The 11,751-nt window shown below is 65.4% G+C and carries 7 protein-coding genes; all 7 read right to left on the bottom strand.

Going from position 1 to position 11,751, the window contains the following annotated elements:
- Positions 1 to 232: 232 nt before the first annotated feature.
- On the bottom strand, positions 233 to 1,519 hold the full coding sequence (locus SIDU_RS11910) for a DUF3422 domain-containing protein (RefSeq protein ID WP_007686089.1): 1,287 nt from the start codon (positions 1,517 to 1,519) through the stop codon (positions 233 to 235).
- Positions 1,520 to 1,671: 152 nt separating this feature from the next.
- Positions 1,672 to 2,907, bottom strand: a complete 1,236-nt coding sequence (locus SIDU_RS11905) for an SGNH/GDSL hydrolase family protein (protein WP_007686092.1) — start codon at positions 2,905 to 2,907, stop codon at positions 1,672 to 1,674.
- A 70-nt stretch (positions 2,908 to 2,977) separates the two neighbouring features.
- On the bottom strand, positions 2,978 to 5,908 hold the full coding sequence (locus tag SIDU_RS11900) for a TonB-dependent receptor (protein ID WP_007686094.1): 2,931 nt from the start codon (positions 5,906 to 5,908) through the stop codon (positions 2,978 to 2,980).
- 339 nt (positions 5,909 to 6,247) lie between these two features.
- Positions 6,248 to 7,720, bottom strand: coding sequence for a mannitol dehydrogenase family protein (locus SIDU_RS11895; protein WP_007686097.1), 1,473 nt, complete (start codon positions 7,718 to 7,720; stop codon positions 6,248 to 6,250).
- Positions 7,717 to 9,129 carry a glucuronate isomerase gene (gene uxaC, locus SIDU_RS11890; protein WP_007686099.1) on the bottom strand — a complete coding sequence of 471 codons (1,413 nt, stop codon included), beginning with the start codon at positions 9,127 to 9,129 and terminating at the stop codon, positions 7,717 to 7,719. Before uxaC ends, SIDU_RS11895 begins: the two co-directional genes overlap by 4 nt.
- Entirely contained in the window at positions 9,126 to 10,403 is a 1,278-nt protein-coding gene (locus SIDU_RS11885) for an MFS transporter (RefSeq protein ID WP_007686101.1), read from the bottom strand. The genes uxaC and SIDU_RS11885 overlap by 4 nt, the downstream gene beginning before the upstream one ends.
- A 127-nt stretch (positions 10,404 to 10,530) precedes the next feature.
- Complete coding sequence (manD, locus tag SIDU_RS11880) at positions 10,531 to 11,742, bottom strand: D-mannonate dehydratase ManD (RefSeq protein WP_007686103.1); 1,212 nt, start codon at positions 11,740 to 11,742, stop codon at positions 10,531 to 10,533.
- Between the last annotated feature and the right edge of the window lie 9 nt (positions 11,743 to 11,751).

Genomic DNA, 11,751 nt, shown 5'->3' with positions numbered 1-11,751 from the left:
GGTTTGAGGCAAAAAGGCCCAGCACAAGGAGAGAGGGCGCAGGAATATGTCAATATTTCAAGCCCTCTCGACGCCGGGATGGGCCTTTTTGGTCAAATCCGCAGGACGCCAAAATGGCTTTCATCTCGAACCGAAATGCGCTTGCAAAGGTGTCCAACCTTCGCGGCGCGCATTTCCGCCCGATATGTTCGCCATTTTGGCGCCTCGAACGCGCCATTTATGAGTTTACGGCCTAATGCCCGCTGCCGGATGGCCGCTTGACCTTCCTGATCTGCCCGATCCCCAGGAAGACCGTGACGATCGTCACCGGGAACAGCGCGACATCGATCCAGGCTGGCAGGTGCCATCCCTGAAGCTCCAGCGCTTCCTTCAGATGGTGCCAAAGGCCAAGGGCATAATAGCTGATGGCCACCACCGACAGCCCCTCCACCGTATGTTGCAGCCGCAATTGCAGCGCGGTCCGGCGGTCCATGGAAGCCAGCAGGTCGCGGTTCCGGCGGGCAAGGGCGGTGTCGACCCGCGTGCGCAGCAAGGCGCTGGTCCAGGCGGTCCGCTGCGCCAGATCCTCCAGCCGGCGGGTGAAGGCATCGCAGGTGCGCATGGCCGGCAGCAGTCGCCGCTCGGTGAAGTCGTCGAGCGAGCGGTAGCCCCGCACCGGCGCGACGGCGAGGCGGCGAATGCGGTCGCGGCAGATTTCCGCATAGGCCTGCGTCGCGCTCATGCGGTAGCGGGTGCGCGCCACGATCCCGGCCAGCTCCGCGCTCAATGCGGAAAGTTGCTCCAGCACCTGGTCGGCATCCGCATCCTTCTGCGCGACGCGGCTCGTGATCGCCGTCAACCGCTGTTCCAGCGCGGTGAGCAAGGGCGTCGCCTGTTGCGCTTCAGGCAGGCCCAGCAAGGCGATCTTGCGATAATTGCCCAGTTCCTGAAGCCGCTGGACCAGTTGCGAACTTTCGCCGCCCTGCAATCCCTTGTCATGGATGAGCAACCGGCCGAAGCCGTCGGCGTGCAGGCGAAAGTCGCTCCAGATGCGGGCTTTGCCGTCCGCCACGTCGGAAATGATGAGGTCGTCGGTGGCGAAATGCGCCGCGATCGCAGCGGGCGGCGGCGCGTTCATGACCATCGCGATCTGGGTGGAACGGATCACCCTGCCCGGCATGTCCGCCATCCATGCGGGCACATCGCCAAATGGCGAGAGGTCGAACAGCGTCGCGCCCTCGACCGCCGCCAGGAAGCTGTAGGTCATGAATTCGGTATGACGCTCCCAGGAGAAATGGAGGTCGCCGATCCGCGCCGCGAGGAAGCGGTCGCCGGGCTTGAGAGCGGGAAAACGGTCGGACAGGAGGGCGATGCCCTTCTCGGCCTGCTGCTCGTCGACCAGCAGCACGAATTGCAGGGCAAGGGCAGGCGCATCGAACCGGGGCAGGCCGCGAATATGCATTTCCCGCGACAGGGAAGCCCGCAGCGGATGGTCCCGCCGGCTGAGCGCCGCAAAGGGATCGCTGGTCATGTCGTCCATGGGCCGGTTCTTCCTTGGCAGGCTTGCGTTATTAAGTCCGACAATATCGTCCTTGTCGATTCATAATGCGGCGGGATCGCCATTGGCAATCCGCCCTGCCCTAAAGGATGACAGGCAAATGGGCGGAGATCGGTCAGGCCGCCCGGCTCCTGCTATTTGAACAGGTCGAGCGGGATCGCCTCGGCCATGGCGCGATAGCCTTCGGGCGAAGGATGCAGCGCATCCCCGACATCATAGCGCGGAAGCAGTCGGTCGGGACGGGCGGGATCGCGCATCGCCCGGTCGAAATCGATCACCCCGTCGAAATTCCCCGGCTCGCGAATCCAGCGGTTGACGGCCTGCCGGTCGGCTTCGTTGCGGGCGTCGGGATGATAATAGTCGTTGCCCACGAAGGGCAATATGGTTCCGCCGATCACCTTGATGCCCCTGGCGCGCGCCCGCATGACGATCTGGCGATAGGCGCCGATGATGCGCGATACCAGCCGCGCATGTTCCGCATCGCTCACCTGCGTTTCACGCGTCAGCGTGCCGATGTCGTTGATGCCCTCCAGCAGGATCAGAAAGCGCGCGCCCGGCTGCGCCAGGACGTCGCGGTCGAGCCGGGCCAGCGCATTGGGGCCAAGGCCGTCGTTCAGCAGGCGGTTGCCGCCTATGCCCTGGTTGACGATGGCCAGATGCCGCGTCGCCGGATCGGCCTGGAGCCGCCGGGCGAGATTGTCGGTCCAGCGGTCGTTGCCGTTCGTGGTCGACCCCCGTCCATCGGTAATGGAATCGCCCAGCGCGACGATCAGTTGCGCCGCCGCGCAGCGCTCCACCTCCAGCCCGGCGAGCGAGAACCAATGCTCCACCGTCTGCGCGCCCGCCATGGCGGGGTCGGTCAGATGATCGCCCTTGAGCAGCCAGGAGGTCGCCCGCGATCCGGGGTGAGAGGTCTGACCCGAAGGCTCCTCATCAAAGGCGATGCTGATCGCCAGATCGTCAAAGGCGCGGACGGGCAGCGCCACCGGATCGGACAGATATTCGGCGCCGGCCGGGATCGTCACATCGCCCCGCCCGTCGAAGCGTAGCGGAATGAGGGCCTTCGCATCGATGGCCGGCGATCCGGCACGCAGCGCCCGCGCAATGCTGGCGCCCCTTATGTGCAGGGGGGCGGTGCCGGCGAGATTGGACAGGCGCACGCGCAGCCGGTCGCCCGCGATGGAAGGCCGGACGATCTGCCGCAGGCTGCTGTCCGCCAGCATGCCCGGCGCCAGCGCATTGTCCCCGGTCGGCGCCATCTGGGCGGAGGCCCAGGCCGCCGTCCAATGTCCCGGGCATGACGCCGCCCAGGCCGGGGTCGCGACGCAGGCCGCCAGCGGGAGGAGAAAGGCGGCAAGGGTCAACCGCATGGGCTTGTCCTCATCGAATGAAAGAAAGGGGGCCGGTCTTGCGACCGGCCCCAGGCTCCTTGGGGGAGGATCAGAAATTCGCGCGGATGCCCGCCAATATGGTCCGCCCCGGATAGTAGATCGAATAGGGCGCATTATCATATTCGAAGGTGGTGCGGATCGGCTCGTTGGCGATGTTCAGCACATCCAGCGTCAGGCGCATCGCCTTGTTGAGGAAGGGCAGTTGATACCCCGCCGACAGGTCGAGCTGACCACGGGCATCATTGCGCAGGGCAGCGCCGGTAATGCCGTTCTGCGGCGCGTTCACCGCGATCGACTTGTCGTTCCAGACATAGTTCAGGCTTACGGACAGGCCGTTATTTTCATAGAAGCCCTGAAGATTGTACGACCATTTGGAAACGCCGGTCGCCACCAGCCTGGTCACCTGACCCGGCATCAGCTTCGACGACTGCTTGAGGTAAGTGCCGTTGGCGGAGAAGCCCAGGCCCTTCACCAGGAAATCGAGCGGCTGCACCCAGGTCGCCTCGACGCCCTTGATCTTGAGGTCGCTGAGGTTGATCGGCCGGTTCACCGAAACGATCAGGTCGTTGATCGCAACGCCGGTCGATGCCGCGCGGTTGGTCAGCGCCTGCTGCTGGGTTGCGATCAGGCTGTCATAGGGGATGTTGAGCGACCCGAAGGCGACGTCCTGGGACTGGGTGACGGTGAAGCCCTGGACATTCTTCTGGAACAGCGACAGCCCGACATAGCCGATGCCGCCGGTGTAGATTTCGCCGCCCAGATCGTAATTGTCGGAAGTATAGGGCTTCAGCGTCGGATTGCCGGCGGTCGCCACCAGCGCCGATGGATCGGTGAAGGTCACGCCCGGCAGGATCTGGCTGGCGTCCGGCCGCGTCATGGTCCGCGAGGCGGAGGCGCGCAGCTTCACATTGTCGGCGATGTCGTAGGTCAGGTTGATGGACGGCAGGAAATTGTCATATTTCGACCGCGAAGTGATGTCGACGATCGCCGTGCCCACCTGGCTGGGACCGACCACCAACTGGTCGGTGGCGGCGTAGCGCATGCCGGCATTGATGTGCAGGTCGCGATCCGCGATGGTGGTGACGCCGTTCAGTTCAAAATAGGCGCCCCACACCTTTTCGTCCATGTCGCCGGTTGCGCCGCCGGTCACCGCGCCGCGCGTTTCCGGCGCGCTGTCGCGATAGCTGTAATAGTCGGTCGCATCCTTGATCGCGCCGAAATCAGGCATGATGAAGGCGTTATAGCCGATATTGCGGTTCGCCAGATGGCCGAAATTGCCCACCGTCATCGGCATCAGATATTGCGGAATGGCGCTGGTCGGGATCGATCCGGTGGCGCCGGTGCAACCCGTGCCGCAGACCGAAAGCTGATAGGCCTGGCTGTTGTCATAGGCGCGGATCGAACGGGTCGCCCGGTCATAGGCGGCCCCGACCTTCACGTTGAACGCGGCATCGCCCAGCATGACGTCCAGATGCGCGCCCTTTGTTTCCGTCTTGCGACGGACCAATGCGATGTTCTGGCGATACCATTGCCAGCCCAGATTGGGATCGTTCAGGTCGACATTGGTGGTGATCGACGGATAGTAGCCCTGCATGTTGTCATAATAGACGTCGACGCCGGAATTGGGCGGCGTCTGGAACGCGAAGGTCGGCTGCTCGCGGAAGAAGCGGCTCTTGGAATAATTGGCGCTGAGATCGACCTTCAACGTGTCGGTCGGCTGCCAGCTCAGGCTGGGATTGATGTTCCAGAATTTGGTGGTCTGCTTGAATTGGCTCGCCTCCAGGAAGAAGGAGGAGTTGGCGAAGGTGCCCGACGTCACGACGCCGTTGTCGTCGACGGTGAGGTCGATCGGAATCATGCCGCCGGTCGCCTGCGCTCCCGTGCCGGGGCCGGAGTTGCGGACCTGCCAGTTCATGTTGATGCGTGAATAGTCGCGCTTCGACCTGGCCCAGATGCCGTCCAGGGCAAAATGCAGCGTATCGCTGGGCCGCCATTCGAGCGAGGCCAGGGCGGAGATGCGCGAACGGTCCCCATCGGTCAGCGTATTGCGGCCCAGGCGCGGCAGCAGCGCGGTGCTCAGCTGATCGCGGGTCAGGCCGGATGTCGCGACGACATCGACCGGCTGACCGGGGATGAGGCCATGCCCGGCATTGGCGGGCACGGTCGATGCCCAAAAGAAGTTGTTGCCGCCAGCATCGGGCACGCCATTGACCGGACCCAGATTGCCGTCGGTCCAGCCGACCGTGTCGAAGCCGTCGATGCGCGTCTTCGTCTTGACGCCAGCGACGCCCACCAGAATGCCGAACGTGTCGGTCGTATGGCTGGCGACGATCGCGCCGCGCGGACTCAGCTTTTCATTGCTGTCGGTATATTGGCCCTGCGCGACCACGGTGACATGGGTGCCCGGCTTGTCGAAGGGGCGGGCGTTGCGCAGGTTGACGGTGCCTGCGATGCCGCCTTCCAGAGTCGAGGGCGACGGCGTCTTGGCAAGGTCGAGGCGGGTGAAGAGTTCGGACGGGAAGAAGTCGAGGTCGACTTCGCGATTGGCGCTGCCGCCGTTCGTGCCACCGTCCGACGCGACCTGAAGCTGCGATCCGTTCAGCAGCACGCGGGTGAAGCTGGGGCCAAGGCCGCGAATCGCGACCTGCGTGCCTTCGCCGCTGATGTCGCGGTTCAGGCGCACGCCCGGCATGCGGTTCAGCGTTTCAGCCAGGTTGGTGGCGGGCAGCTTGCCGATGTCTTCGGCAAAGATGGAATCGCCGAAGGCTACGGCGTTCTTCTTGGCGTTGGTCGCGCTCTGCAAGCTGCCGCGAATGCCGGTCACGACGATGTCGGCGGCTTCATCCTGCTGGGCGACGGGTTGAGCGGCGGGCTGGGCCGCGCTGTCCTGGGCGATCGCCGCCTGGGCCAGCGTCAGCGCGCCGAAGGCCGAGGCCGCGCAAAGCGCCATGCGGAAAGAACGAATATGAGAATCGGCCATCAAAAATCCCCTCCTGAGCGCAGCTTCCGCCTATCCGGTAAGCCTGTCTGGTAGCGCTATCAGTTACGCGGTGATAAACCCTGAGTTATTTTTGTCAAGCCCGGAACCGACTTTATTGGTAACGGTACAAGCGGACTTTCTGGATCTGGAAGTCCCAGGCGCAATCGATCCCGGCGAGACTCGGACCAGCTTCCACAGGCGCCAAGGTGACGGCGATGCCCGGCCGGCGATCGGTCGATCCTCTCCCCCTGTCTGTATAACGCCACCTGCGTTAACGGTATCAGGCGTTGCAACGAGTCTCTGAATGCCGGGTACCAAAGTCGACCCTGGCAAATTGCATCATATCCGTCCCTGGAAGGTGGAGAGCGCCGCCAACGCCCCCTGCGTTTCGAGGATGGCGAGCCACCGGATCAGCGCCATGCGGAAGGCCGCATTCGCGGCCAGTGCGGGCGGCACCACCGCGTCGAGGCGCAGGATAGCGGCGACCCGCTCCTCCGCCGTATCGGCATCCGCGAGGCGGGCGGCGATCGCGCCTGCCAGGGGATCGTCGACACCATGCGCGTTGCCCAGATCGTCCCGGCCCGCCTGCCAACGCATCCAGGCCGCGACGGCGAGCGAGAGCGCCTCTATCCCCTGCCCCGCCGCCAGCCTCGCGGCTATGGGAGCGAGCAGGCGCTGGGGCAGCTTCTGCGATCCGTCCATGGCGATCTGGCGCGTGCGATGGCGCAGCGTCGGATTGTCGAAGCGGGCCATCAACGCGTCGCGATAGGCGGCGAGGTCCAGTTCCGGCGGCGGCGACAGCGTCGTCTGCGCCTCGTCCCACAGCGCCTCGACAAAGGCGCGGATCGCCGGCAGCGCCAGCGCTTCATGCACATGTTCTATGCCCGCCAAGCCGCCAAGATAGGCGATGCCGCTATGCGCGCCATTCAGCAGGCGCAGCTTCGCCTCCTCCCACGGGGCGACGGCGGCGGTCAATTGCACCCCTGCCCCGAATTTCGGGCGTGGGCCGCAAAATCGGTCCTCGATCACCCATTGGATGAAAGGTTCGGTCTTGACCATCGCCCGGTCTTCCACGTCCAGCCGCGCGGCGAGCGCGGCGACATCGTCCGGCGTGGTGGCGGGCACGATGCGGTCGACCATGGTTTCGGGAAAGGCCCCCTCTTCCCCGATCCATTCGGCCAGCGCGGGATCGTGGCGGCGCGCCAGCGCCAGCACGGCATTGCGCAACCGCTGCCCGTTATGCGGCAGATTGTCGCAGGAAATCGCCGTGAAGGGCGGCAGGCCCAGAGCCTTTCGCATCGCCAGGGCCGCCACCAGATAGCCCGGCGCCGTCTGCGGCCTGGCCAGCGAGGCGAGATCGGCCGCCAGTTGCGGATCGTCCTCGATCAGCGCGCCGGTCGCTGGATCGAGCTTATAGCCCTTCTCGGTAATGGTCAGCGTCACGACATGGGTGTCGGGCGACGCCAGGGCGTCCAGCAAGGCCTGCGGCTCCTCCGGCGCGACGATGACCCGCTGGACCGCGCCGATGATCCGCGCCCGCTCGGACGAGCCGTCCCGCACCAGCATGGCGTAGAGGCCGTCCTGCGGCGCCATCTGGTCGCGCACCTGCGGCGAGCGCAAGGAGGCGGCGATAATGCCCCATCGCAGGTCGCCTGCATTCAGCACGTCGTCGAAAACCGCCGCCTGATGGGCGCGGTGGAAGGCGCCGATGCCCAGATGAACGACGCCCGCCCTCACCGCAGCGCGATCATAGGCAGGCCGGATCACATCGGCGGGCAATGTGCCGAGCGTCGCGGAGGATAGGCGCCTCACAGCTTATAGGCCTGCTTCACCAGGTCGTAGGACAGGGCGCGGGCGAGTTCGAAGGCCTCGTCTTCTTCCAGTCGGTGTTCGGCCACCAGCCGCGCCAGCCAGGCGCAGTCCATCCGCCGCGCCATGTCGTGCCGCGCCGGAATCGACAGGAAGGCGCGGGTGTCGTCATTGAAGCCGACCGTGTTGTAGAAGCCCGCCGTCTCGGTCGCGCGCTCGCGGAAGCGGCGCATTCCTTCCGGACTGTCATGGAACCACCAGGGCGGACCCAGCCTCAGGGCGGGGTAATGGCCCGCCAGCGGCGCGAGTTCGCGGGAATAGACATCCTCGTCCAGGGTGAAGAGGATCAGCGTCAGGCGCGGATCGTTGCCGTAGAGGTCGAGCAGGGGCTTGAGCGCCTGGACGAACTCTCCGGCCGCCGGAATGTCGCCGCCCTTGTCCCTGCCGAAACGCGCCAGAACGGCTGCATTATGGCTGCGATGCACGCCTGGATGAAGCTGCATCACCATGCCGTCCTCGATCGACATGCGCGCCATTTCCACCAGCATATGGCCGCGAAACAGCTCGGCGTCGCGGTCGCTGACGGGACCGGACATGACGCTGGCATAAAGCGCCTCGATCTCCGCCTTGCCGAGATGCGCGGTGAAGGCCGTGGGATGGCCATGATCGGTGGAGGTCGCCCCGGCGGCGCGGAAGTCTGCGCGACGCCTTTCATGGGCACGCAGATAGCCGGCGAAACTGCCCGCATCCTCCCCCGCCATGGCGCAGAAGGCGCGGACATTGTCGGCAAAGCCGCGCACCGACGGGTCCATCACCGGGTCCGGCCGATAGGCGGTGATCACCCTGCCGCCCCAGCCGGACGCCCGGATCGCGCGGTGATGGTCCAGCGGGTCCAGCGGTCCTTCGGTGGTGGCGATGACCTCTATGCCATGGCGTTCGAACAGGGCGCGGGGACGGAAAGCGGGCGTCTTCAGCGCGGCGTCGATGATGTCGTAATAATGGTCGGCAGTGTCCGCCCCCAGCCGGACGTCGATGCCGAAGGTTTCGGCGAAGACCCAGTCGAGCCACATGCGGGACGGCGTGCCCCGGAACAGGTGATAATGGGCGGCGAACCTGTGCCAGATGGCGCGGGGATCGGTTTCCGTGGGGCTGCCGTCCCTGGTCGGCACGCCCAGCTCCTCCAGCTTCACGCCCTGGCTCATCAGCATGCGGAAGACATAATGATCCGGGACGATCAGCAGTTCGGACGGATTGGGGAAGGGGTCGTCATAGGCGAACCAGCGCGGATCGGTATGCCCGTGCGGGCTGACGATGGGCAAATCCCTGACCGTGGCATGGAGCGCGCGGGCGATGTCGCGGGTGCGCGGCTCGGCGGGGAAAAGGCGGTCGGTGTGGAGCTTCAGCGGCTTCATGAACGGGGTTCCGAAAGGGTGACGGGCGCATAGCGCGGCACGATGAGGTGGACGACCAGCAGCGCGACCAGATAGGCGCAGGCCGCGACGATGAAGATCGGCTGGAAGCTGCCGACGCTTTCCAGGATCATGCCGGCGAACTTCGCCATCAGCATGCCGCCAATGGCGCCCGACAGCCCGCCAAGGCCGATGACCGATCCCGCCATCCAGCGGGGAAAGAGGTCGCCCGGCAGCGCATAGACATTGGCGGAAAACCCCTGATGCCCGGCACAGGCAAGGCCGATCAGCCCGACCGCCCCCCACAGGCCCGGCGCCTGCGCAGCGAAGGCGATGGGAAGGGCGCAGAGCGCGGCGCAGAACATGGCCGTCTTGCGGGCGCGGTTGATGCTCATGCCCCGGCCCATCAGGCGCGACGACAGCCAGCCGCCCGTGACGGACCCGACGTCCGCCAGCAGATAGACGGCGATCAGCGGCGGGCCGAAGTCCAGCATCTTGACGCCATATTGCTTGTTGAAGAAGTCTGGCAGCCAGAAGAGGAACGTCCACCACACCGGATCGATCAGGAAGCGGGCGGCGATATAGGCCCAGGTCTGGCGGTGGCGGAACAGGGTGCGCCATTTGACCGGGCGCTGCGGCTCCTGCGGATCGGCTTCGATCCAGGCGAGCTCCTCCTGCGACAGGCCCTTCTTCTCCCGCGGGCGGCGATAGAAGCCGAGCCACGCCGCCAGCCAGGCCACCGTCAGCAGGCCCGTCAGGATGAAGGCCCAGCGCCAGCCCATGGTGACGGCGATGACGGGCACGATCAGCGGCGTCAGGATCGCGCCGACATTGGACCCGGCATTGAAGATGCCGATGGCGAAGGCGCGCTCCTTCTTGGGGAACCACTCATTGGTCGCGGCGATGGCGGCGGGGAAGGTTCCCGCCTCCCCGACCGCAAGCGGAATGCGCGCAAGCAGCATCGCCGCCGTCGAGGTGAAGAAGATGTGCATGACGTGGCCGACGGTCCACAGCCCGACTGCCAGCGCATAGCCCGCCCGCGCCCCGATGCGGTCGATCAGCCGCCCGAAGAAGACATAGGCGATGCCGTAGCCCGCCTGGAACCAGATGGCGAGGTCGGCATAGCCGCTCTCGCTCCAGCCGTAGCGGGCCTGGAGATCGGGCTTGAGCGTCGGCAGGACCAGCCGGTCGACATAGCTCAGCACCACCGCCGCGAACAGCAGGGCGCAGACGATCCAGCGGACCTTGCCGGAGGGTTTGGGGATGGATCGGGTCATGGTCGGTCCCTATGATCCGTCATCCCCGCGCAGGCGGCGATCCATTTCACGCCCCAAGTCCCGCCGAACGCCGGGAGATGGATTCCCGCCTGCGCGGGAATGACGGAGAAAGAGGGGCAGGCACGGATCACCAACTGAACATCGTGCCGTCTTCCAGCCGGTTCACCGGCAGGAATGCGCGCTTATATTCATATCCGGCCGCCAGTTTCTCGTCGATGTCGACGCCCAGGCCCGGCGCCTCGCCCGGATGCATCATGCCGTCGGAGAAAGTGTAGGCATGGGGAAAGACCGCGTCGGTCTCAGGCGTGTGCCGCATATATTCCTGAATGCCGAAATTGGGGACGCTGAGGTCGAAATGCAGCGCTGCGGCCATGCACACCGGCGACAGGTCGGTCGCGCCATGGCAGCCGGTGCGCACCTGATAGAGATCGGCCAGCGCGGCGATCCGGCGCAGATGGGTGATCCCGCCCGCATGGACCACGGTCGCGCGGATATAGTCGATAAGCTGGTTCTGGATCAGATCCTTCGCGTCCCAGATCGAATTGAAGATCTCCCCCACCGCCAGCGGCGCGGTGGTGTGCTGGCGGATCAGCCGGAACGCCTCCTGGTTTTCCGCCGGCGTCGCATCCTCCAGCCAGAAGGGGCGATATGGCTCCAGATCCCGGCCCAGACGTCCGGCCTCTATGGGTGTCAGGCGATGATGGATGTCGTGCAGCAGGTGCACGTCCCAGCCCAGCGCTTCGCGGGCGGCCTTGAACAGTTCGGGGACGACGCGAAGATATTTGGACGTGTTCCAGACATTTTCGGTCGGCAGGTCGGCGTCGGCGGGTTCGTAGAAATATTTGTCCTTCGACACGCCATAGGTCGACGCCATGCCCGGCACGCCGCATTGCAGGCGGATCGCCTTGTAACCCTGCGCCTGATATTCCAGCGCGGCGTTGATCGTGTCCTCTATGGTCGTGCCGTTGGCGTGGCCATAGACCATCGCCCCCTCCCGGCTGGCCCCGCCCAGGAGCTGATAGACCGGCAGGCCCGCAATCTTGCCCTTGATGTCCCACAGCGCCATGTCGACCGCCGCGATGGCGGTCATCGTCACCGGACCGCGCCGCCAATAGGCGCCCTTGTAGAGATATTGCCAGATGTCCTCGATCCGGTGCGCGTCGCGCCCGATCAGGCAGGGAACGACATGATCGGCCAGATAGCTCCCCACCGCCAGTTCCCGGCCGTTGAGCGTGGCGTCGCCCACGCCATGGATGCCCTCGTCGGTGATGATCTTGAGCGTGACGAAATTTCGGCCGGGACAGGTGACGATGACCTTGGCATCGATGATCTTGGGCATTGGGATGGT

The sequence above is a fragment of the Sphingobium indicum B90A genome (assembly GCF_000264945.2).
GTDB classification, from domain to species: domain Bacteria; phylum Pseudomonadota; class Alphaproteobacteria; order Sphingomonadales; family Sphingomonadaceae; genus Sphingobium; species Sphingobium indicum.
This window is presented reverse-complemented; position numbering and strand designations above follow the sequence as displayed.